This window comes from Streptomyces sp. Je 1-369, assembly GCF_026810505.1.
Lineage (GTDB): Bacteria > Actinomycetota > Actinomycetes > Streptomycetales > Streptomycetaceae > Streptomyces.
Genome location: NZ_CP101750.1, coordinates 308,230 through 329,273 on the forward strand (window position 1 = coordinate 308,230; position 21,044 = coordinate 329,273).

Sequence of the window (21,044 nt, forward strand, 5' to 3'; positions counted from 1 at the left end):
GGCACCTGGTCGACACCTACGCAGGGATCTCCCCTACGACCGCCGCCGCGTTGATGGATGCCGGGCTCATCCTTCCGGCACTGGACGGGCTGGATGAGATGGCCAGCCTTGCTGCTCGCCTTTGCGCCCTTGGTGGGACTCGGCTACCTGCTCCTGGTGAAGGTCCAACCCGCGGTGATGGGGATCTCGTTCTGCCTGCTGTTCGGGCTCTTGCTGTGGCTCGTGGTCCGGCCCGGGAACAGCGTGGATGCGCTCGACATCATGGACTCGCCGCACACCGTCGTCCGTGCCGAACTCATCGCCGCGCTCTTGTTCGGGCTCCCGATCGGTGTCCTGTACGGGGCCATGGTGCGGCCCGCATTCGGGGTTCTGGCCGGCGTCGCGATGGGGCTGCTGTGCGGGCTCGGTGGGACGGGGACACGCTACATCGCTCTTCTGGTGTGTACCCGCCGCGGCCGCCAGGCCCTGCCTTGGCGTCTACGCCGGTTCCTGCACTGGGCGACCGAAGCCGGCCTGCTCCGAGTTGCCGGCACCGCCTACCAGTTCCGCCACCGGGAACTACAGGACTGGCTCGCCACCTTGCGAGCCGCGCCCCCGTGGCCCCGGGATCCGGCCCGGTGCGCTGTCGATTCCTTCGGGCACGATGGTGGAGGTGGTGCCGCCCCGTGATGTGGGCACCGTCGCCCTGCGGAAGCAGCCGGCCCGACCGTGACCACCGCTCCCGGCAAGGAGCGGTGGTCACGGGTGCGTGTACAGGGTTACGGCAGGCGCACCGACTGGGCGTGCCGGAAGATGTCCTTCGGGTCCCAGGCCGCCTTCGCCTTCTGCAGGCGGGCGTAGTTGCCCTTGTAGTAGAGGCTGTTCCAGGCGGTCGACGAGGTGTTCCAGGCGGCGTCGCCGAGGTCCTTGTCGGGGTAGTTCACGTAGCAGCCGTCGTTGATGACGTTCGGCACCGGGACGCCGCCGGTCTCCGCGTACACGTCCTTGTAGAAGTCGCGGATCCAGGCCAGGTGCCTGGCCTCGTCGGCCGGGTCGGTCCAGTACGTCTGGTACTGCAGCTTGAGCACCGAGTCGCGCTGCGGCACCGCGGTGTCACCGGGTTTGACGCTGTTGATGCGACCGCCGTACGAGTCGACCTGGAGCAGCGCGTCGCCGTTGCTGTAGTCGGAGCGCGTCAGGTGCTTGTACATCGCCTTGATCTGGGTGACGGAGAAGCCCTTGCGCGCGTACGCCGACTTGTACTTGCCGTACAGCGTGGGGTTGCCGCCGCTGAGGTAGTCCGTGGCGATGTACCAGGGCAGCGCGCGCGGCTTGGCGAACTGCGGCATGGCCGCGTGTTCGCCGGACCGCTGAGTCATGGCCCGGCGGGTGACGCCCACGCCCGCGGAGACCGCGGCCAGGTAGTCGTCCAGGAGGGCCTGTGCGTCGGGGACGGTGGCGTCCATCTGCGTGAGGAGGACGATCTCCGACCGTTCGGGGTTGGCGCGCTGGTTCAGCTTCAGCAGGCCGAACAGCGAGTTGTACTTGGAGTCCGGCGCGCTGTTCTGCTCGTGCCAGGTGCCCCAGTTCTGCAGGAGCCGGGTGAAGGACGCCTCGGTCATGTCCTTCCAGGGGAAGGCCGTGGCGTGCACGAAGACCTCGGAGGGAGGCTTCGGCAGCAGCTTGGACGGGTCGCTGCCGGTGGCGCCGGGCGTGCGCAGCCAGTAGCGGGTGATGAGGCCGAAGTTGCCGCCACCGCCGCCGGTGTGGGCCCACCAGAGGTCCTTGAGCGCGGCGTCGGTGGAGTCGCGGGTCGCGACGACGGCCTTGGCCGTGCCGTTCTTGTCCACCGTGACGACCTCGACACCGTAGAGATGGTCGACGGTCAGGCCGTGCAGGCGGGAGAGCAGGCCGTAGCCGCCGCCGGATATGTGGCCGCCCGCGCCGACGGAGGCGCAGGAACCCGCCGGGAGCGTGACGCCGTACAGCTTGTAGAGCGTCTCGTAGATCTGGAGGTTGGAGGCACCGCCCTCGACCGCGAAGGCGTTCTTGGCGCTGTCGTAGTAGACCTGCGTCATCCCGGACATGTCGATGACGACCTGGACGTCCTTGTTGAAGACGAAGTCCTCGTAGCAGTGGCCACCACTGCGGACCGTCAGCCGCTTGCCGGCCGCCACCGCGTCCTGGACGGCCCGCACGGCCTGGGCGGTGGTGGTGACCAGGCGGACGTAGTCGGGCTTGGCGACCCAGCGCTGGTTGATGCCGCGCACCAGGTCGGGGAAGCGGGCGTCACCCGGGGCGACGGTGATGTAGTCGGGCGTGCCGACGGTGGTCTGCGGCCCGGTGGCGACGGTGGTCGCGGCCACTCCCCCGGGGTGCGCGGAGCTCTGGGCGGCCGCGGACGGGGCGGTGGTCAGGGCCGCTCCGCCGGCGACTGCGGCGGCGCCCGCGAGAAGGGATCTTCGACCTAACGCTCCGCCCTGATTCGCCGCACTCGAGTCGGTTGTCTTGTTTGTCCTTCTCATGGTCACACTCCACCAACAGGTCTGGCACCAAAGGAAGTTGAAGATGCATCGAACGATGATCGATCACGACAGTAGCCGAGCGGGGCAGGGGTGACGCAATAGCTTCATTGAGAAAACTGTCCGAACTGCCGGTCACGCCATGGTTGATTGCAACATGTGCAACTATGCGCGGCCGAACGGCTGCTCACCCGACTTCGCGGGGCGCCTGTCGGCGAGTGTGACGCGGGCCGGCTCGTGCGCCGGCGACCAGTCCGCACCCACGCCCCGCCGGGACTCGGGGTCGACCAACTTATCCGGCGGTCAAGCAGCCCATCCGGTCTGGAAGGAGAACACCCCGCCACCACCTCGAGATGGGCCGCGGCCAGTTCCTCGTACGTCCGCACCAGCTCCGGGTCGCCGCTGTCGAAGGCCGCGTCCAGCCGCTGCCGGGCCGCGGCGGCGTCACTGCCGCGCACCAGGGCGATCAGCCGGCCGCCGGCCGGCGCCAGAGTGTGCAGCCATTCCAGGGCGAGGAAGCGGCCGAGGTACCGTTCGCGCCGCTCAGCAGCACAGTTCGCGGCTCCCGCTCGGCGCGGGGCAGCGCGGGGGCGTCGGCTAGGAGGTGTGCGTCGAGGAACTTGTCGAGGGTGAGGTCCTTCGCGTGGACCTCGGTCACCCCTCGCCGTGCACCGAGGCGAAGGTGGGCCGCCGCACGGCCGAAACACGGTGAGCACGGCGCCCGGCGCCCTCGCCCCCTTCCTTGAACCCCACGATGCGGATCGTCATTTCCTTGAGCGTGACCGGTTCCAGGAACAGCTCGATCGGTACGTCGATGTCCAGCTCGTCACGGAGCCGTCCGGCCAGATGCACGGACGTCAGCGAGTCGCCGCCCGCGTCGAGGTACGTCTTCCCCAGACCGGCGGGCCCGTCGAGATCCAGCGCCTCGATCACCAGCTCGGCGACTCTGTCCTCCAGTTCGCTGCCCAGTGCGGGCGCCGCGCTCTCGGCCGGCGCTTGAGCAACCGGCGCTCGAGCGGCCGACGCGCGAGCAGCCGACGCTTGAGCGGCGGCACGGCCGTGCAGCGTCAGCGCGCCGTAGCTCTCGCCCGCGAACGGGTACGACGGGAGCCGTACCCGGCGCACCTCGCCGTCGAGCGCCGGCCAGGTCACCTCCTCGCCGCGCAGCCACGCCTCCCCCGACGGGTCCCGCACCGGATCCGTGTGACCCTCGGCCAGTGCCATGAGCTTGTCCGACGCCTCCTGCACGTCGGCGGCGACCACGTAGGCACGCACGGGCATCCCGACCCGGCCGGTGCGCAGGGTGTGCGCGACATCGGCGAGGGCGGGGGCGTCGGCCTCGTGTAGACGTGCCGCCAACCGTGCTGCCACGAGGGCGAGTTGCTGCTCGGTACGGGCCGACAGCGGCAGGACCGTCGGGCGGGCGTCGGCCTTCGCGCGCGGCTCGCGTGCCGGTGCCTCCTCCGCCTGCACGGCCTGACCGTCGACCATCTCTACGGTGTCGAGGTCGTCACGGTGGACAAGCGGCGGCGGGCCGGCTCTTCGCCGACAGACCGGCTGCGTTCGACCACGGTGAAGCGGAGCAGCCTTCCAGTAGCGCGGATGGGGCGCAGCCTGAAGCTGGCCGGCCGGGCGCCCAGCCAAAAAGTTCCTGCGGGGGACGACGCAACCGTACGTCTCGCCGCCGCCACGGGCCATCGGTCAGGGACCCACTCCGTGCCGACCAAGATCCGGGCCATACGCGGACCAGCTGCCTACAGCTTGGCCACATAGTGGCCGTTTCCGCTGTTCAGGGGCCATGCGAGGCGTGTACCACCAGCAGACGAAGAACCTGCCGGCACTCCGAACATGTGGATCACCGCACTACTCAACGCCCCCATTCCCCAAAATCACGGCATCGACGCAAGTCCACACCACTTGCCACGCGAATAGCATCAGCCGGTCAAATCAGCATTCATTTCGCGGCTCCGCCGCACTCTGAGAGGCGCACTGCGCCCCCTCTGCGTGTGACCAGACGTGAGCCTTCTCCCGTAAGGCCGCAGACCATATTTCGTCGCGCATAAAAGGGACAAATCCCGCGGCGCCGTCGTTGGTCATGGGTCAGTGCCCTCGATTAGTCAGCATCAGACGGTCGGTAAGCGAAGCAAAGCCGCTACTGCCGCTCGAGACGCGGGCGGTCCTGGACCTCCCACCAGCACACGCGACAGAGGCAACCGATATGACTACTCGTCAGTAAGGTCAGCAAAGGGTCAGCAAGCGTCCGATCAGACCTGGTCGAACGTGCCGACACATGCGAGCTGCAGCCCGCCTCTGCAACTCTCCCGTCGCAGCTCGACCGAGTGCTTCCGACACGGCCACCGCGAGAGATCAACACCCCCCTACACCTCGACAACCATCGGCACCAGACAGACACATAACACCAGGTCAACGCACACGACCCCGCGGTTTCAGCGGCACTGACGGCAGTTCCGGGGCGGGGAGCGGATCACCGTCATACCCCTTCACCTCACCGAACCGGGTACCGGTCATCCAGTCTTCCCGGGCCTGCGCGATATCCTCGTGCGACCGCCCGATGAAGTTCCACCACATGACGATCTCCTCCTCGAACGGCGGGCCGCCCAGCAGGATCACGCGCGCCGCGCTGTCGGTCTCGTTCGTCAGCGTCAGGGCGGTGCGGCCGGGGCCGAGGTAGCCCAGCTCCGCCTGGTCCAGGAGGGTGTCGGCCATGCTGACCCGTCCCTGGTCGACGAGCAGTCCGTGCTCGAACGAGGTGTCCACGGCGAACGTGACCGTCGCGCGCGGGTCGAGGACGAGTTCGGCGCCGAGCAGCGGTGTGAAGGTCCGCACCGGTGACGTCTCGCCCGCCAGGGTGCCGAGGAAGACCCTGGCGCGGGCGCCGTCCAGGCGGACGGGGGCGGGGGCGTGGTGCTGGAAGTCGCGGGCGGCGTGCCGGTGTTCGTCGGGGAGCGCCACCCACAGCTGCACACCGTGGAGCACGGTGGTGCGCGCTGTGGACACCTCCGAGTGGCTGATGCCGTGCCCGCCCGTCATGAGGTTCAGCTCGCCCGGCCGGACGAGGGCGTGGCTGCCGAGGCTGTCCCGGTGCTCGATCTCCCCGCTGAACAGCCAGCTCACGGTCTGCAGCCCGGTGTGCGGATGCGGCGCCACGTCCATGCCGCCGGTGTCGGTGACGTCGTCGGGGCCGTAGTGGTCGACGAAGCACCAGGCGCCGATCAGGGTCCGGGCCCGCTGCGGCAGGGTGCGACGCACCGTCATCGACCGCGGGCCGCCCAGCGGGACGTCACGCGCGGACAGGATGTCGGCCTCGCTCATCGCGGGCTCCTTCCACCAAGATATTTTGACTTTCAACAATTGTGTCCGATGATAAGCCCTGCGCCCGGCCGGGTGCGTACGGGCACGAACCAGGGCCCCGAGCGGCCCGCGAGGGAGTCCAGGGTGAGTGACACGACAGCGCGCACGGGTCGTCGCGTCCACACGGGCACGGATCATCGCGTCTACGTCGACAAGCAGAGCCCCCAGGCGTACCGCGCGCTGGTCGAGACGTCCGAGGCGGTCCGCGGGACCGCGGCCGAAGCGGGCCTCGACCGCATCCTCGTCGAACTGGTCAACCTGCGCGTCTCCCAGCTCAACGGCTGCGCCTACTGCCTCGACGTACACACCAGGGCCGCCCTGCGCGCGGGAGAGACCACGCGGCGCCTCGGCACCCTGGCCGCCTGGCGCGACACGGAGCTGTTCACGGAACGCGAGCGCGCCGCACTCGCCCTGGCGGAGGCGACCACCCATCCCGCCGATGCCTGCGCGCAAGAGACCGCCTACGACGCCGCCCGTCGACAGTTCACCGACGACGAGATATCGGCGGTGGTCTGGGTGGCGATCACCATCAACGCGTTCAACCGCGTCTCGATCCTGAGCAAGCATCCCGTGCGCGAGGCCCCCGCGCGGTGAACACGGGGGCCGTCGCGGTCCCGGTCACCCTGGCGGGCCAGGCGGCCTCGTCCAGGCCGCCCCGGAGGGTGCCAGGCGCCGGGCGACCAGCGCCGTCACCGTCAGCACCCCGAGCATCAGCCCCAAAACTAGGGCGAGTTCGGCCTTCGACAGGAGCCACGCTCCGACGAACGCTCCCAGGAAGATGGCCAGGACGGAGAGGATCCGCCTTCCCGGCCGGGGTGCCGCTCCCCCGGCGGGGCCGGAGTCGGCGGCCAGTCCCGTGAGGGTCAGGGTGAGGACGGTCGTGGTCAGATCCGGGACGCCGAGGCGCCGGGCGACCGCGTTCTGCAGTCCCATGGCGAGGCCGAGCAGGACGATCAGGGCGTACTGGACCGGCGTCGTCACCCGGCCGTGCGCGACGACCGCCGTGCCGAGGGCCGCGGCGACCAGGACCGCCTGCACCGCCGTGCCGATGGCCAGCAGCCGTCCGCGGTGCGCCGCGAAGCGAGTGCCGAACCGTCCGCCCGCCAGCGCCCCCGCGAGGAACGCGACCATCGAGACGACGGAGGCCGTCGCGGACAGCCCCGCGGCGCCCGCCAGGGCGAACCCCAGGAAGACGACGTTGCCGGTCATGTTGGCGACGAAGACGTGCCCGAGCGCCAGGTAACTCACGGCGTCCACCAGGCCGGTCACCACGGTCAGTGCCAGCAGGAGCGGCGGCAGCGGGCCGTGCCGGTCGTCCTTCGGCGGCACCAGTGTGCGGGCCGCGTCAGCCAGCAGCGCGCGCATGGCCGCTCCTCCCGACGGCGTACGGGCGGTGCAGCACCGCACGCGTGAGCAGTCCGCTCGCCGGTCCCGCCACGAGGGCCGCGGCCTGCACCCAGGCGGGCCACGGGGTCAGTCCCAGGGCGTGGTCGGCCGACCAGCGGCCGGGCCCGGTCAGCACCAGCACCGCGGCGGCCCCGACGAGGACCAGGGGGTACTCATATCCGTCGTTCTGCACCCAGAGCCCGTTGCGCCGCTTCACGGTGCCCGCGACGGTCATCACGCCCATGGCGGCCATCGCCGCCAGCGGGGTGAGCAGCCCGGCCGCCAGGAACAGGCCGGCCCCGAGCTGGCTGCCGCCGGCGATGAGCGCGGTCAGCCTGCCGCCGCGAAAGCCGTCGCGGCGGAACTCCTCCGTCCCGCCCGCAAGGCCGTTGCCGCCCAGCCGGAAGCTCACCTTCTGCACTCCGTGTCCGGCGATGAGCAGACCCACCACCCAGCGGAGGACCAACAGTCCGGTGTCCATCGTTCTCCTGCCTGTTCCTGACGTGTCGTCAATGCTCGGAGGTGCGGGTCAGCCCGCCGCGTGGGCGCCGATGACCGCCTGGGCGTAGACCACACCGAGGCCGTAGGCACCGGCGTGCTCCTTCACCACCTCGGTGACCGGAACATACGTCTCCGTCCGTGCCCAGTCGCGCTGAAGCTCCAGCAGGACCTGCACCCAGGTCACAGGCACCGCCCCCGCCTGGACCATGCGCTGGACCGCGTGCTCGTGCGCCTGCGGGCTGACGCCGCCGGAGGCGTCCGTGACCACGTACACCTCGTAGCCCTGGGCGAGGGCGGAGAGCGTCGGCAGGACGACGCAGACCTCGGTCCACAGACCGGCGACGACGAGCTTCCTGCGGCCGGTGGCCTGGACGGCCTCGACGAAGGCGGCGTCCTCCCAGGCGTTCATCGACGTGCGGTCGATGGCCTCCTGCTCCGGGAAGACCGCCGCGAGCTGCGGCAGCATCGGGCCCGAGAACGACTCGGCGGCCACGGTGCTCAGCACGACCGGGACGTCGAAGACCCTGGCGGCCTTCGCGAGGCCCACGGTCGCGTTGATGATCGCGGTGCGGTCGCCGCTGCCGGTGGCGAAGAACATCTGCGGCTGGTGGTCGACGAAGAGGACGGCGCAGTTGTCGGGGGTCAGCAGGTCGGGGCCCGGGGCGGGAGTGACCTGGGAGATGTCAGTCATGTCGGTCATGAGGGTGCCTTTCGGTGGGTGGGTCGGGACCGCGGACGGACGTCGTCCGCGTCGCGTGAGAGGTGGAGAGAGTGGTTTCGGGTCGGCGGGACCGAGGTCCCGGGGCCGGAGCCGAGGGGCTGGTGTGTCGGCGGAGGCCGGTCGGAATCAGAGGCCGGTCGGAGTCAGAGGCCGAAGCAGGGGTCCAGGAGCGGTCCCCCGGCCCGCGGAACCGGCCCCCCGCTCTCCGGAGCCGGGTCCCGCCGCGTCCGCCACTGCCGGTGCAGCTCGGACTCGGCGACGGCCTCGCCGAGCAACTCGGCCTGCCGGGCGCCCGATACGCCACCGGGCGCGGCCTGATAGCCGCCGAAGCGCGCGACCGGGCTCCACTCCGGACTGACCGGCGGCAGCTCCTCGTCGAGGCCCTCGTACTCGGCGGCGGCGTAGACGATCCGTCCGCCGACCACCGTCAGCAGGGACTCGATGCGGGCGATGTCCGGTTCGGGTACGGCGAAGTAGTCCTCGGACAGGACGGCGAAGTCACCGAGGCACCCCGGTCGCAGGACGCCCTTGACGCCCTCCTCGCCGGTGAGCGCGGCGCCCGCCTCGGTGAACATCGCGAGGGCCGTGTGCCGGTCGACCCGGTTGTGCGGGGGCCGGACCACCAGGTCGCCGACGGTGCGTCCGGTGATCAGCCAGTGCAGGGCGATCCACGGGTTGTACGTGGAGACGCGGGTGGCGTCGGTGCCGGCGGCCACCCTCAGGCCGCGCTCCAGCATGGCCCGGACCGGCGGGGCGTCCGCGGCGGCTCCGGGGCCGTATCGGCGTACGAACGCCTCTCCCTGGAAGGACAGCCTGTTCTGTACGGACATGGCTCCGCCGAGGGCGGCGATACGGTCGAGACTGTCGGCGGAGACGGTCTCCGCATGGTCGAACAGCCAGCGGTTTCCGGCGGGGAACAGGCCGTCCGCGGCGAGCTTCTCGAAGACCGCGAGGTCACGGCGGATGGTCTCGTCGTAGGTGGCGTGGAGCCTGAACCCCCAGCCGTTCTCCATGAGGAGACGCACCGCGGTCTCGAAATCCCCCTCGTAGTCGGAGGAGAGCTCGGGGCGCGGCTGTGCGAAGTTCTCGAAATCCGCCGCCGCCCAGGTGAGGTTCTCACCGGCGCCATTGAGACGCAGCCATTCGTCCCCGTCCTCGGGGCGGGCCATTTCGATCCAGCGTTCGAGGTCGGCTATTTCCTGTCCGGCGGTCTGCGGAAAGAGGTGATAGGCGATGCGCAGCGACAACTGGCCCGCTGCGGCGAGTTCGACGACGGTGCTGTAGTTCTCGGGGAAGTTCTGGAAACCTCCGGCCGCGTCGATCGCGGAGGTGAGCCCGAACCGGTTCAGTTCGCGCAGGAAATGACGCGTGGACGTCTTCTTGTCCTCCCCCTCCAAAACCGGCGCCTTGGCCAGCGTCGAGTAGAGGATCAGCGCGCTGGGGGCGGCGAGCAGCATGCCCGTGGGCTCCCCCTCCCGGCCCCGGACTATCTGGCCGCCCCGGGGCTCGGGGGTGTCGCGGGTGTAGCCCGCGGTCTTGAGCGCGGCGCGGTTCAGCACCGCCGACTGGTACAGGTGCAGGACGAACACGGGAGTGTCCGGCGCCGCCGCGTTGAGCTCGGCGACGGTGGGCAGGCGCCGCTCCGCGAACTGTTCGGCCGACCAGCCCCCGACCACCCGGACCCACTGGCCCTTCGGGGTGCGCGCCGCCTGCTCGCGCAGCATCGCCAGGCCCTGGCGCAGGGTCTGCACGCCGTCCCAGCGCAGCTCGAGGACGTAGTTCAGACCGCCCCTGATCACGTGCAGGTGGGAGTCGTTGAGGCCGGGGACCATGCGGCGACCGAGGGCGTCGACGACCTTCGTCCCCGGTCCGATCAGGGGGGCCACGTCCTTGTCGTCCCCTACGGCCACGAGCACGCCGCCCCGGACGGCAAGCGCCCCGGCCCGGGGGTGTCCCGGGTCTCCGGTGTGGATCTTCGCATTGCGGACGACGAGGTCCGCGACGCTTTCCGTGGCCTTTTCCGTACCGTTCCCCGTTGCGCTTTCCGTGGCGCTGGGAATCGGCCCACCGACCGGCATCGTAGACACCTTTCGACAACCTCCTGATACGTGGGCACCGCCTGATCGCTTCGCCGCCACGCTATGCCGGGGAATTCCGTCGGGCTTTACCTCAGTGCACTGCCCGCGGTCCGACAGTGCACTGCGATTTCCGTCGTGCGCTGTGGGGTCAATGCCGGTGCGCTGACGGTCAATCGGGGCGGCCGAGCGGCTCGTAGCGTGAGCTCGCCGGAACAACCGGCCCCTTGCCCACACCCTCATATGACACTCAGGAGAACCACATGTCCGACGCCGTCGAGCCGGTCCTGGAACCGGCGGCCGCCGCGTTCGCCGAAGCGACCGGCCAGCCGCCGTTCCTCTTCGAACTCCCCCCTGCCGAAGGGCGCAAGGCGGTCGACGAGGTGCAGTCCGGTGACATCGCGAAGCCGGAGATCGACGAGGAGTGGATCACCGTCCCCGGCGGCCCGACCGGCGGTGTCCGGACCCGTGTCGTCCGTCCGGCAGGCGTCCGGGGGAAGCTGCCGGTGATCCTGTACATCCACGGTGCCGGCTGGGTCTTCGGCAACGCCCACACCCACGACCGGCTGGTCCGTGAACTCGCCGTGGGCGCCCGGGCCGCGGTGGTCTTCCCCGAGTACGACCTCTCCCCCGAGGCCCGCTACCCGGTGGCCATCGAGCAGAACTACACGGTCGCCCGGTGGATCGTCCGGGAGGGCGCGTCCAAGGACCTCGACGGGACCCGTCTCGCCGTGGCCGGCGACTCCGTCGGCGGCAACATGACGGCCGCGCTGACGCTGATGGCGAAGCAGCGCGGGGACGTGCCGCTGGTCCAGCAGGTGCTGTTCTACCCGGTCACCGACGCCCGCTTCGACACCGGCTCGTACCGCCAGTTCGCCACGGGCTACTTCCTGCGCCGCGACGGCATGCAGTGGTTCTGGGACCAGTACACGACGGACGAGTCCGAGCGCGCGCAGATCACCGCGTCCCCGCTGCGGGCCTCCACCGAGCAGCTCACCGGACTGCCGCCCGCCCTGGTCATCACCGGTGAGGCCGACGTGCTGCGCGACGAGGGCGAGGCGTACGCAAACAAGCTGCGCGAGGCGGGCGTCCCGGTGACCGCCGTCCGCTTCCAGGGCATCATCCACGACTTCGTCATGCTCGACGCCCTGCGCGAGACGCACGCCGCCGAGGCGGCCATCACCCTGGCCACCGGCACGCTGCACGCCGCGCTGCACCGCGCCTGACCGGCCCCGCGCGACGCACGCCCTTCACCCGCACCCCGGCACACGACACGTGCCTTTCCACGAGGAGACCCACCCCACCATGAGCACCTCCCCCACCCCGACCGTCCTGCTCGTGCACGGCGCCTTCGCCGACGCCGCCAGCTGGACCGGCGTCATCACAGAGCTCCAGAACGACGGCATCCCGGTGATCGCCCCGCCCAACCAACTGCGCGGCCTGGCCTCCGACGCCGCGTACATCGCGTCCGTGGCTGCCCAGATCGACGGCCCTGTCGTCCTGGTCGGCCACTCCTACGGCGGCGCGGTCATCTCCGTTGCCGGAGCCGCCGAGAACGTGACCGGACTGGTCTACGTCGCGGCCTACGTCACCGAAGAGGGCGAGAGCCTCTCCGAGTTGCAGGACCGCTACCCGCTCTCGCCGCTCGGCGACAACCTGGTGCAGTCGACGTACCCCGCCGAAGGCGCGGACCCCGCCGTCGAGTTCACGATAGAGACGCAGGCGTTCCCGAAGATCTTCGCCGCCGACGTCCCGGCCGCCGCCACCAAGGTGCTCGCGGTCGCGCAACGCCCCCTGGCGGCCGCCGCGTTCACCGAGCAGGCGGCGGTCGCCGCATGGCGGACCAAGCCGTCGTGGGCGCTCGTCGCCGACGCGGACCAGGCGATCAATCCGGATGTCCAGCGGTTCGGTGCCCGGCGGGCCGGCGCGACGACGGTCGAGGTCGAGGGCGCCTCGCACGCCGTCGCCGTCTCGCGTCCCAAGGAGGTCGCCGACCTGATCCGTGACGCGGTGCGCGGCACCGCCGCCTGACGATCGCCCCCCTCTCCCCCGACGAGAACTCCCCGACGGCGTCTTCGCGGACGTCGTCGGGGAGTTCTCGTATACGCGCGGCCGTGGCCTCGTCACCTCCGCGGTGCCGTGACCACCACAACGAGCACCACCAGGACCGCACCGGCGGCGAGTGCGGGCCACGGCGTGAAGGTCGCCGCCAGGAGGCCGAAAGCGGCCACCGGATACGGAGCGCGCTCGGCCGCCGTCGTGAGGTGCGGCCGCAGATGCACGGCCCATACGGTGATCAGGAAGACGGCCGCCGGGACGGTGACCGCGGCCCCCGCGGCGAGCGGCGAGGTGTGCGCGTGTCCGGTGAGGTGATCGGCGTACGCGGCGAGGCCCGCTCCTTCGGCAGCCGCCGAGGCGAAGATCAGGTAGTGGCCGTAGGCCCAGACGAAGCGCCTGCGGTGCGCCCGGTGCGTGGTGGCGAGCAGCGTGTGCGCGGGTCGGGAGAAGTACAGCCACCACAGTGCGAAGGCCGTCAGGAGGCCGCCCGCCGCTGTCGCGCAGAGCGAGCCGGTGTTCTGGTGCCGGTCGAAGGCGCCGCGCACCGCGACGGTGGCGGCCGCCACGGACTCGCCGAGGACGATGAGGGTGAAGAGTTCGTAGCGCTCGGCGATGTGACGCGGGTGCCACGGGGTCATCCCGGCGGACTGGGCCCACACCGGTACGGCGACCTCGGCGAGGATCAGCACGGCGACGCCCGGCAGGCGCGCCGCCTCCGGCAGGGCGAGCAGGCCCACCCAGCCGAGCTGACACAGCGTCACTCCGGCGGCGAAGCGCAGCGCCGTGGTCCGGCGTGCCGGGTCCGAGCGGGCCGCCCGCAGCCACAGGGCGGCCAGCGCGGTGCGCAGCACGACGTAGCCGAGGGTGATGGTCCGCAGGTCCCCCTCCGCGAACGCGTGCGGCACCCCGGCGGCGAGGATGAGCGACCCCGTGATCTGGACCAGGACGGTGAGCCGGTACGGGATGTCGTCCGGGTCGTAGGCGGACGCGAACCAGGTGAAGTTCATCCACGCCCACCACACGGTGAAGAAGACCAGCGCGAAGCGCAGGACTCCGGTGGCTGTCGCGCCCTCGGCCAGTGCCTCGTGCAGGCTCTCCGAGGCCTGCGCCACGGCGATGACGAAGCACAGGTCGAAGAGGAGTTCCAGCGAGGTGGCGGCCCGGTGCCGTTCTCCGGGGTCGCGCCCGGACATGGTGTGCCGTTGTCCGTGTCCGGGGAGGCGCCCGGGCGTGGTGAGCCGCGTGGACCGTTTCCCGGGATCGTGCCCCGGGACGGTGTGCCGCCACCGGGCCGCCGGGGGCCCGGTGGTGGCGTCCCGGGGGCTCAGCGGAGCGCTCCGAGCGCGGCTTCGACCGTACGGTGGAAGGTGGGGTACGTGTAGATCATGTGCCGGAGCCGGTGCACGGGCACTTCGGCGTGGACGGCGACGTTGAGTCCGTAGAGCATCTCGCCGCCGGCCGGGCCCGCGGAGGTGGCGCCGACGAGTACGCCCCGGTCGGCGTCCTCGACGAGCTTCACGAAGCCCGCGTTGCCCGGCCCGTGGATCCAGCCCCGTGTAGAGGAATCGAGGGGGAGCACGCTGGTGCGCACCCGCAACCCCCGCTCGCGTGCCTGTCGCTCCGTCAGGCCGACGGCGCCGATCTCCGGATCGCTGAAGGTGACCCGGGGCAGGGCCCGGTAGTCGGCGTCGGGTCCTGGCTCGCCGAGGATGTCCCGTACGGCTATCTGCGCCTGGTACATGGACACATGGGTGAAGGCGCCGCGGCCGGTGAGGTCGCCGACCGCCCACAGTCCCTCCGCCGCCCGCATCTGCCCGTCCGTGGCCACGGCTCGCGCGGCCGGGTCGAGTCCGACCGTGTCGACGCCGAGCGTGCCGAGGTCCGCCTCACGACCTGCGGCCACGAGGAGCCGCTCGGCACGCAACGGCGTTTCCCCGCCGACGTTCGTCCACACACTGAACTGGGTGCCGTCGTGACCGACGTCGAGCGCGCGGGCGCCGGCGAGCACGGTGACGCCGTCGGCCTCCAGCGTCGCGGCCGCGAGCTCCCCGGCCTCCGGTTCCTCCTGCGACAGGAGCCGGTCCTGTCCTTCGATCACGGTGACCGCGCAGCCGAACCGGGCGAAGACCTGGGCGAGTTCGACACCGATGGCGCCGCCGCCGAGCACGATCATCGACTCGGGCAACTCCTTGGCCGCCATCGCGTCGCGGTTCGTCCAGTAGGGGGCGTCCCGCAGCCCGGGGACCGCCGGGATCCTGGGGCGGGTGCCGGTGGCGAGGACCACTCCGCGCCGGGCCTCGATCGTGCGGTCGCCGACGGTGACGCGACGCGGTCCGGCGAGCCGGCCCCTTCCTCGTACGAGACGGGCGCCCTTCGACGTGAGCCGGTCGGCGGCCACGCGGTCGTTCCAGCCGTCGGTGGCCTCGTCGCGGATGCGCCCGGCGACTCTCCCCCAGTCCGGGGTCACGACCGCGGCGCCGGCCAGGGCGGTCACCCGGTCCGCCTCGGCGAGCAGGTCCCCGGCCCGGATCATCATCTTGCTGGGCACGCATCCCCAGTACGGGCACTCGCCGCCGACGAGCTCCGCCTCGACCCCTACGACGTCCAGCCCTGCCTCGGCGAGGGTGCCCGCGACGTACTCGCCACCGGGCCCCAGCCCGACGACCACGACGTCCGCGTGTCCGTCCACATTCATCCCGTCCACACTCACCCTGTCCACCCATCCACTCCTTCTCGGTTGTGCAGCCGCGCCCCGCGGTCGGGGCGGCCCGGCCGAGGCTAGGTCGGCCTGCCGCGCCGTCCCGCCGGTCAGTGCACGGGTACTGGCACGAGAGCGAACGGGACGGAAGCGGGGCGGAAGCGGGGTGGCAGGAGGGGGTGGGCGCCGTGCACGGACCGGCAGCACCGCGTGCGCTGCCGGACAAGAAGGGCACGGCCAAGGCGCTTAACGTCCTGCGGTACGCACAGCTCAGCGCCCCAGGAGGCAGCGATGACCAGCAAGTCCCAGCCCGTGAAGGGCAGTCAGCCGTGGCTGCACCAGAAGGGCGAGGTGATCCAGGAGTACGGCACGGTGAAGCAGTTCCCGATCGGCCTGTCGTACGAGGCGAGGATGTACGCCTGCCAGCGCGTGAACCGGGTCCTCGCGGACACTCAGATCCTGTACGGCCTCTACAAGAAGCACCACTGGCTGATGCGCGGCGCGACCTTTTACCAGCTCCACCTGGTTCTGGACAAGCACGCCGGTGACCAGCTCGCCCTCGTCGACACCCTCGCCGAACGCGTCCAGACCCTGGGCGGCGTCGCGGTGGGCGACCCTCGGCACGTCGCTGAACTCACGTCGATCCCGCGCCCGCCTGACGGTGTCGAGGAGGTCCCGGCGATGCTGTCGCGGCTCCTGGAGGCCCACGAGACGATCCTCGTCGAGGCGCACGATGCCGCGGCCCGAACCGCGGAACTGGGCGACGACGGCACGAACGACCTGCTGGTCTCACAGGTGATCAGGACCGGCGAACTCCAGACGTGGTTCCTGGCCGAGCACTTGGTCGACACCCCACTGGTCCGCGCCTGACCCGTCCGGTCGGGCGGGGGCCGCCTTCTCTGTGTCGAGCAGGGGGCGGCCCTGGGCGGCCCGCGACCACTACCGAGGAGGCGGCGGGCATGAGCGATAGGCGCAGCCCGACTCAACGCGTGGCGCGCCTCATGGCCGAGCAGCCCCGTCGAGTCCGTCCCGAGCAGACCGACCCTCCCGTCCAGTTCCCGGCCGTGGACATCGACGGCGGCTTCGATGAGGCCGGCGAGCGCCTCCGGGGCGCCGCGGGCGAGGGCGGGGCGGGCGGCGAGGTCGTTCAAAGTGCTGCGCAGCGCGTCGATGCCGTTCCAGTGGTAGCTCCTCTTACGGCGACTCGGCTGCTGCCCGGCCCGGCAGAGATGCCCGAGGCTGATCCTGCGTCCCGCGCTGAGCACGTGAACAGCGCGCGGGTAGCGTGCTGGCCATGGATAGCCGTACGGCACGCGAGCAGAGCATTGAGTGGCGGCAGATAGACGACGCCTGGCAGCGTATAGAGCCCTGGCTCGAACGGAACGCTCCGGCGACATGGGCGAACCTGCTGCCTGGGGCTTCCAAGGCGGAGATCGAGGCACTGCAGGATTCTTTGGGCGTGCGTCTGCCCGTCGGGCTGAGGGCGTTGTGGAGTCGACGGGCGGGTGTGGGACCGGATCCGACGCCTGGATTCATGCCGGGAGAGAGTGTGCTGATGCCGTTCGAGGTCGTGCGCCGCACGTATCAGCTGAAGATGCAGCTGCGGCAGGGCGACGAAGAGGCGCAGCGGCGGACGGGTAGCACAGAAGAGATCACGGTGTGGCGTCCCTCCTGGATCCCCTTTGCTGCGATCGGTGCGGATGCTCTGTCCGGTCTGTCTGTGGACGCTGAGACCGGCAGGATCTGGTACTGGTGTGAGTACGCGGAGCGCAGTGTCCAGTTCGAGTCGCTGACGGACTTCATGGAGGAGATGGCTGACGTCCTCGAAGTCCCGTTGCTCGCAGCGGAGGCGCGGGTCGGCCTGATGAACGGGTTCCTGGTTTGGGGGGTGCCGCAGGATGCGGCCGAGCGGGCAGCGTGGAAGCCGTTGGCAGGATGAGGTGCGCACCGTGAGCAATGCCCGCTGTCAACCACCGTCCCTCATGCCTGATCGGTGGAGGCGGCCGTCGTACTCTCGGGCAGGTACCGGCGCAGGACCGTGAGTGCCTCGCCGGCCGCACCAAGCTCGCCGCATCGGTGCTGGCCCCGGCGGGGGCGGTGTGGTTGCGTACGCAGGCTGTGGCAGGACGGGCGCGGGAGCTGGTGTGGGCCGCGGCTTCAGGCCCGCGGCGTCCACGCCACGACCAGCTCGAGAAGCCCGGGGAAGCGGGCGTTCAGATCATCGACGCGGACGTGGCTCCGGCGTTCGAGGCCGTACTGGCGCTGGCGCGTGACACCCGCCTCACGCAGCGCCTTGAAGTGGTGGGTGAGCGACGACTTCGGCCGGTCGAAGCCGAACCAGCCGCAGGTGTGGTCGAACTGCTCTGATTCCAGGAGGAGTTTCCGGACGATCGTCAGCCGCAGCGGATCACTGAGCACGCCCAGGACGACCTCCAGGCGCATGTCGTCGACCTTCGGTTCCGGCAGCGGTTCGGGCAGCCCGTCGGGCTCGGGCAGCACCTTCACGACAGGCGTGGAACCCGCGGTCGTGGACACAGGCGACTCCTCATCACTCGATTCCTATGTACGACTCTGATCGTACTGCATGCTAAGTTCGAATCGATTCGTACTGCAGGATGCCGAAGGGAAGACCCATGTCCCAGACCCGGACCTCCGCCGTTCAAGATGCCAATGCGAGGCATCGGGGCGGCGGCGGCACGACGAAGGCCGTCGGCGAGCGGGCCCTCGCACCGCTGTGGTGGGTGTGGCTGGCGGCCTGGCCGGTGACGGCGGTGTTCGTGCTGTCGAACGCGGCGACGCCCCTCTACGTGCTGTGGCAGCGGGACATCGGGTTCTCCAAGGGGACGCTGACCCTGGTCTTCGCGTTCTACATCGTAGGGTTGATCGGGTCATTGCTGGTGTCTGGGGTGGTATCGGACCGGGTGGGGCGCAAGCCGGTACTGGTCCCGGCGCTGGTACTGGCGCTACTGGCGTGCTTGATCTTCGCGACGGCGGCGAGCGTGGCGGCGTTGATCGTGGCGCGGTTGTTCACCGGTATCGCGGTGGGTGCGGTCGTCTCGGCGGGCATGGCCGCCGTGACGGACGTGGCGGGTCCGGAGCGCAAGCGGATCGCCGCCTTGCTCGCCTCGTGCGCGATGGTCTTCGGAGCGGGACTCGGCCCACTGCTGGCCGGGGTGCTGTCCGAGGTGGCGCCCGGACCGACCGTCACCGTCTTCGTGGTCGAGGCGGTGCTGCTGTTCACCGCGCTGCTGGCGGTGTGGCGGATGCCGGTGACCCGGCCCGCGGTGGTGAGGAAGGGGTCCTGGGTGCGGGTGCCGGGCGTACCGAAGGGCGACGGCCGTCAGCTGTCCCTGGGAATCGCGGTGTTCGCGCCGGGCATCACCGCGACGTCGTTCGTGCTGTCGTTGGGCCCCTCGCTCCTGTCGGGGCTGCTCGGCACCACCAGTCGGGTGGTGGCCGGGGCGATGGCGTTCGTGATGTTCCTGGCGGCCACGGCAGTGCAGTTCGCGGTACAGCGCCTCGCGCGGCGCACCATCCTGACGGTCGGCGCGGTGAGCACCACACTGAGCATGATCACGCTGATCGTCGCGGTCCACACGTCGTCGGTGGCGGTGCTGATCGCCTCCGCTCTGCTGGCCGGTGCCGGTCAGGGAATGGGGCAGCTGGGCGGCCTGTCGCTGCTGAACTCCACTGTGCCGACGCGGCGCTTGGCGGAGGCCAATGCGGCGCTGAACGTGGGGGGTTACATCCCTGCGGGCATCCTGCCGGTGTCGGCGGGCTACCTGAGCGACGCGGTGGGTTTGACCAACGGTGCCACGATCTTCGGCGTCGCGCTGATGGGCCTCGCGGTCGTCGGCGGCCTGGTGGCCCTGGCCACCCGACGCCGACCGGTCTGAGTGGGTGGCGTTCCGGCGGCTTACGTCTTGCGTCTTGCGTCTTGCGTCTTGCGTCTTGCCCCAGGGCGACCCCACGCGGGTCTGAAAGCCTGTCCTTGAACCCCGTCGGGCTGTCGGGCCGCAGGCGGAGGTTCAAAGACAGATGCCAAGTACTCGTAGCGGCGGCTCAGAACCAGACTCCGAATACTCCTGGTGGAGATTCAAAAGTCAGACGCCAAGTACTCCTTACGGCACGGCCGACCCGGCCCGTCTCACACGCTTTCAGCACTCGGGCCTGTCGCATACGCCAACGGCGGCGCGATCGCCCGTACGTCCACCTGCTCCGCCACCCACAGCCCGATGAACAGCGCGGCGGTCGCCTCCAACAGTCCGGCACGTTCCAGTCCGCCTGCGACCACCGGCTCGCAGCCCACATCCCTCACCAGCTCGTGGACCTTGGTCAGCGCGGCCTCGTCGTCCCCGCAGACCGGAACCGCGAGGGGCTGACCGTCGAAGACCGGCGGGGCCATCCGCCACACGTCCTCGTGACAGAGGTTGAACGCCTTGACCACCCGCGCACCCGGTGCCGCCGCGGCAAGTCGGCCCGCCGCCGAGGGACCGCCGTCCGTCAACAGCCGGAAGCCGGGCCCGACCGGATTGGCACAGTCGAGCAGGACCTTCCCGCTCAGCTCCGCGTGCAGTTCCTTGACGACGTCCGCCCCCGCGCCATACGGCAGCGCGGCCAGCACCACCTCACCGAAACGCGCCGCCGCGTGCAGACTCCCATGGCCCGCACCACCCCCGATCTGTGCCGCGAGTCGTTGCGCCTTCCGCTCGTCCCGGCCTCCGACGAACACCTCATGCCCGGCCCGCACCCAGTGCGTGGCGAGCGCATCCGCCATGTTCCCCGTCCCCAGCACACCGATCTTCATCGCCCCACCCTCTCCGCGTCTGCTTCAACCGCTTTCGGAAAGACATTAGGAAACCCGTCAGGCACCATTCGGTACGTGACGACTGACACCTACCTCGCCGATTGCCGAGCCCGCCTCGCCTTCGATCTCCTCTCGAACACCTGGAACGCCGTACTGCTCTGGGGCCTGCGGGACGGCCCCAGGCGTCCGGGCGAACTCCGCGAGCGCATCGGCGGCATCAGTCCCAAGGTCTTGACCGAGACGCTGAGGCGACTGGAGTTCAACGGTCTGGTGGAACGGCACGCCTTCGCCGAGGCTCCGCCCCGTGTCGAGTACGAACTCACCGCGCTGGGACGTACATTGCTCGGCCCGATCGACGCATTCGGCGCCTGGGCCTTCGAGCACGGCGATGAGGTCATGGCTGCCCAAGAGCGAAACAGCAGATGAGTTCCAGGCGCATCCCGGTGCCGGGTACGGCGCTCTCTCGTCTTGCACGTCACTCCAGCCGCGTACCCATACGCTTGGCCGCCCTCTCGGTGTCTTTCGTGTGCCACCACTCGAAGAGGTGGGTCCGGACGAGCAGAGCGAGGTAATCCACCGTCTCTTCGGCAAGGTCACCGCTGACGAGACTGGCCTCTTGCCCCTTGTAGTTCAGAGACACACGCCAGACCTCGTCTGCGACCCGGACGTCGATCTCGATGAGCAGGACAGGAAATACGTCGCTTACCCGGAAAATCTGCACCTCAATGGGAACTCCCGGCCCTTCCCGCTGGACCCCTAGGAGTTTTCCTCCCAGTTTTTCCTGTACCTGTTGCGCAGTGGCCATGACCCTCCTTTCAACATGCTGCCGCTAAGACTCGCGCGGGTCACCGTTCGGGGACACCGTCATGTTGACTCATCGCAGTGACGAGAGTGGAGGAGATGCGGGCCAGGGCCTCGCGATGGT

The 21,044-nt window shown here is 70.3% G+C and carries 20 protein-coding genes; 8 read left to right on the forward strand and 12 right to left on the reverse strand.

Annotated features, from left to right (window positions below; all coding sequences use genetic code 11):
* The first annotated feature begins 108 nt into the window (after nucleotides 1-108).
* Nucleotides 109-669: a hypothetical protein gene (locus NOO62_RS01370; protein ID WP_268769036.1), complete on the forward strand. Its 561-nt coding sequence runs from the start codon at nucleotides 109-111 to the stop codon at nucleotides 667-669.
* Nucleotides 670-758: 89 nt separating this feature from the next.
* On the opposite strand, the gene NOO62_RS01375 is transcribed toward NOO62_RS01370, so the two are convergent.
* The 3 genes from NOO62_RS01375 to NOO62_RS01385 form a co-directional block, all read right to left on the reverse strand.
* On the reverse strand, nucleotides 759-2,504 hold the full coding sequence (locus NOO62_RS01375; protein WP_268769037.1) for an FAD-binding oxidoreductase: 1,746 nt from the start codon (nucleotides 2,502-2,504) through the stop codon (nucleotides 759-761).
* A 651-nt stretch (nucleotides 2,505-3,155) separates the two neighbouring features.
* Nucleotides 3,156-3,992 carry an acyl carrier protein gene (locus NOO62_RS01380; RefSeq protein WP_268769038.1) on the reverse strand — a complete coding sequence of 279 codons (837 nt, stop codon included), beginning with the start codon at nucleotides 3,990-3,992 and terminating at the stop codon, nucleotides 3,156-3,158.
* A 933-nt stretch (nucleotides 3,993-4,925) separates the two neighbouring features.
* Entirely contained in the window at nucleotides 4,926-5,834 is a 909-nt protein-coding gene (locus NOO62_RS01385; protein ID WP_268769039.1) for a pirin family protein, read from the reverse strand.
* A 123-nt stretch (nucleotides 5,835-5,957) separates the two neighbouring features.
* On the opposite strand from NOO62_RS01385, the gene NOO62_RS01390 reads away from it, so the two are divergent.
* Nucleotides 5,958-6,467: a carboxymuconolactone decarboxylase family protein gene (locus NOO62_RS01390; protein ID WP_268769040.1), complete on the forward strand. Its 510-nt coding sequence runs from the start codon at nucleotides 5,958-5,960 to the stop codon at nucleotides 6,465-6,467.
* Nucleotides 6,468-6,491: 24 nt separating this feature from the next.
* Here NOO62_RS01390 and NOO62_RS01395 read toward each other — a convergent pair whose 3' ends face one another.
* From NOO62_RS01395 to NOO62_RS01410, 4 genes are all read right to left on the reverse strand, one after another.
* Nucleotides 6,492-7,238, reverse strand: coding sequence for a YoaK family protein (locus NOO62_RS01395; RefSeq protein WP_268769041.1), 747 nt, complete (start codon nucleotides 7,236-7,238; stop codon nucleotides 6,492-6,494).
* A complete protein-coding gene (locus NOO62_RS01400) occupies nucleotides 7,219-7,740 on the reverse strand; it encodes a DoxX family protein (RefSeq protein ID WP_268769042.1) in 522 nt (173 codons plus the stop codon). Before NOO62_RS01400 ends, NOO62_RS01395 begins: the two co-directional genes overlap by 20 nt.
* A gap of 48 nt (nucleotides 7,741-7,788) precedes the next feature.
* Entirely contained in the window at nucleotides 7,789-8,451 is a 663-nt protein-coding gene (locus NOO62_RS01405; protein WP_268775420.1) for a hydrolase, read from the reverse strand.
* Between the two features lie 173 nt (nucleotides 8,452-8,624).
* Complete coding sequence (locus NOO62_RS01410) at nucleotides 8,625-10,568, reverse strand: amidohydrolase (RefSeq protein ID WP_268769043.1); 1,944 nt, start codon at nucleotides 10,566-10,568, stop codon at nucleotides 8,625-8,627.
* Nucleotides 10,569-10,819: 251 nt separating this feature from the next.
* Between NOO62_RS01410 and NOO62_RS01415 the strand changes: the two genes are divergently transcribed.
* A complete protein-coding gene (locus tag NOO62_RS01415; protein ID WP_268769044.1) occupies nucleotides 10,820-11,782 on the forward strand; it encodes an alpha/beta hydrolase in 963 nt (320 codons plus the stop codon).
* A gap of 79 nt (nucleotides 11,783-11,861) precedes the next feature.
* The gene (locus NOO62_RS01420) at nucleotides 11,862-12,587 is read left to right on the forward strand and encodes an alpha/beta fold hydrolase (protein ID WP_268769045.1); all 726 of its coding nucleotides are present in this window, start codon (nucleotides 11,862-11,864) and stop codon (nucleotides 12,585-12,587) included.
* A 92-nt stretch (nucleotides 12,588-12,679) separates the two neighbouring features.
* Here the strand turns inward: NOO62_RS01420 and NOO62_RS01425 are convergent, their stop codons facing one another.
* Both NOO62_RS01425 and NOO62_RS01430 read right to left on the reverse strand, forming a co-directional pair.
* Nucleotides 12,680-13,807, reverse strand: coding sequence for a low temperature requirement protein A (locus NOO62_RS01425; protein WP_268769046.1), 1,128 nt, complete (start codon nucleotides 13,805-13,807; stop codon nucleotides 12,680-12,682).
* A gap of 131 nt (nucleotides 13,808-13,938) precedes the next feature.
* Nucleotides 13,939-15,333: an NAD(P)/FAD-dependent oxidoreductase gene (locus tag NOO62_RS01430; protein ID WP_321170545.1), complete on the reverse strand. Its 1,395-nt coding sequence runs from the start codon at nucleotides 15,331-15,333 to the stop codon at nucleotides 13,939-13,941.
* Nucleotides 15,334-15,603: 270 nt separating this feature from the next.
* Between NOO62_RS01430 and NOO62_RS01435 the strand changes: the two genes are divergently transcribed.
* Together NOO62_RS01435 and NOO62_RS01440 are read left to right on the forward strand one after the other, a co-directional pair.
* Nucleotides 15,604-16,182, forward strand: coding sequence for a Dps family protein (locus tag NOO62_RS01435; RefSeq protein WP_268769047.1), 579 nt, complete (start codon nucleotides 15,604-15,606; stop codon nucleotides 16,180-16,182).
* Nucleotides 16,183-16,606: 424 nt separating this feature from the next.
* Nucleotides 16,607-17,251 (forward strand): SMI1/KNR4 family protein, encoded by a 645-nt coding sequence (locus NOO62_RS01440; RefSeq protein WP_268769048.1) that lies wholly within the window; start codon nucleotides 16,607-16,609, stop codon nucleotides 17,249-17,251.
* Nucleotides 17,252-17,469: 218 nt separating this feature from the next.
* Here the strand turns inward: NOO62_RS01440 and NOO62_RS01445 are convergent, their stop codons facing one another.
* Nucleotides 17,470-17,847 carry an ArsR/SmtB family transcription factor gene (locus tag NOO62_RS01445; RefSeq protein WP_268769049.1) on the reverse strand — a complete coding sequence of 126 codons (378 nt, stop codon included), beginning with the start codon at nucleotides 17,845-17,847 and terminating at the stop codon, nucleotides 17,470-17,472.
* A 98-nt stretch (nucleotides 17,848-17,945) separates the two neighbouring features.
* On the opposite strand from NOO62_RS01445, the gene NOO62_RS01450 reads away from it, so the two are divergent.
* The gene (locus tag NOO62_RS01450; protein WP_268769050.1) at nucleotides 17,946-19,208 is read left to right on the forward strand and encodes an MFS transporter; all 1,263 of its coding nucleotides are present in this window, start codon (nucleotides 17,946-17,948) and stop codon (nucleotides 19,206-19,208) included.
* A gap of 251 nt (nucleotides 19,209-19,459) precedes the next feature.
* On the opposite strand, the gene NOO62_RS01455 is transcribed toward NOO62_RS01450, so the two are convergent.
* Nucleotides 19,460-20,119 (reverse strand): NADPH-dependent F420 reductase, encoded by a 660-nt coding sequence (locus NOO62_RS01455; protein WP_268769051.1) that lies wholly within the window; start codon nucleotides 20,117-20,119, stop codon nucleotides 19,460-19,462.
* A gap of 75 nt (nucleotides 20,120-20,194) precedes the next feature.
* On the opposite strand from NOO62_RS01455, the gene NOO62_RS01460 reads away from it, so the two are divergent.
* Nucleotides 20,195-20,545, forward strand: coding sequence for a winged helix-turn-helix transcriptional regulator (locus NOO62_RS01460; RefSeq protein ID WP_268769052.1), 351 nt, complete (start codon nucleotides 20,195-20,197; stop codon nucleotides 20,543-20,545).
* A gap of 49 nt (nucleotides 20,546-20,594) precedes the next feature.
* Here the strand turns inward: NOO62_RS01460 and NOO62_RS01465 are convergent, their stop codons facing one another.
* Complete coding sequence (locus NOO62_RS01465) at nucleotides 20,595-20,924, reverse strand: hypothetical protein (RefSeq protein WP_268769053.1); 330 nt, start codon at nucleotides 20,922-20,924, stop codon at nucleotides 20,595-20,597.
* Nucleotides 20,925-21,044: the final 120 nt, after the last annotated feature.

What these genes read in the sequence shown, in the direction of transcription:
- NOO62_RS01375 (WP_268769037.1), bottom strand. Translation starts at nt 2,504, where the DNA reads ATGAGAAGGACAAACAAGACAACCGACTCGAGTGCGGCGAATCAGGGC.
- NOO62_RS01380 (WP_268769038.1), bottom strand. Translation starts at nt 3,992, where the DNA reads ATGGTCGACGGTCAGGCCGTGCAGGCGGAGGAGGCACCGGCACGCGAG.
- NOO62_RS01385 (WP_268769039.1), bottom strand. Translation starts at nt 5,834, where the DNA reads ATGAGCGAGGCCGACATCCTGTCCGCGCGTGACGTCCCGCTGGGCGGC.
- NOO62_RS01395 (WP_268769041.1), bottom strand. Translation starts at nt 7,238, where the DNA reads ATGCGCGCGCTGCTGGCTGACGCGGCCCGCACACTGGTGCCGCCGAAG.
- NOO62_RS01400 (WP_268769042.1), bottom strand. Translation starts at nt 7,740, where the DNA reads ATGGACACCGGACTGTTGGTCCTCCGCTGGGTGGTGGGTCTGCTCATC.
- NOO62_RS01405 (WP_268775420.1), bottom strand. Translation starts at nt 8,451, where the DNA reads ATGACTGACATCTCCCAGGTCACTCCCGCCCCGGGCCCCGACCTGCTG.
- NOO62_RS01415 (WP_268769044.1), top strand. Translation starts at nt 10,820, where the DNA reads ATGTCCGACGCCGTCGAGCCGGTCCTGGAACCGGCGGCCGCCGCGTTC.
- NOO62_RS01420 (WP_268769045.1), top strand. Translation starts at nt 11,862, where the DNA reads ATGAGCACCTCCCCCACCCCGACCGTCCTGCTCGTGCACGGCGCCTTC.
- NOO62_RS01425 (WP_268769046.1), bottom strand. Translation starts at nt 13,807, where the DNA reads ATGTCCGGGCGCGACCCCGGAGAACGGCACCGGGCCGCCACCTCGCTG.
- NOO62_RS01435 (WP_268769047.1), top strand. Translation starts at nt 15,604, where the DNA reads ATGACCAGCAAGTCCCAGCCCGTGAAGGGCAGTCAGCCGTGGCTGCAC.
- NOO62_RS01440 (WP_268769048.1), top strand. Translation starts at nt 16,607, where the DNA reads ATGGATAGCCGTACGGCACGCGAGCAGAGCATTGAGTGGCGGCAGATA.
- NOO62_RS01450 (WP_268769050.1), top strand. Translation starts at nt 17,946, where the DNA reads ATGTCCCAGACCCGGACCTCCGCCGTTCAAGATGCCAATGCGAGGCAT.
- NOO62_RS01455 (WP_268769051.1), bottom strand. Translation starts at nt 20,119, where the DNA reads ATGAAGATCGGTGTGCTGGGGACGGGGAACATGGCGGATGCGCTCGCC.
- NOO62_RS01465 (WP_268769053.1), bottom strand. Translation starts at nt 20,924, where the DNA reads ATGGCCACTGCGCAACAGGTACAGGAAAAACTGGGAGGAAAACTCCTA.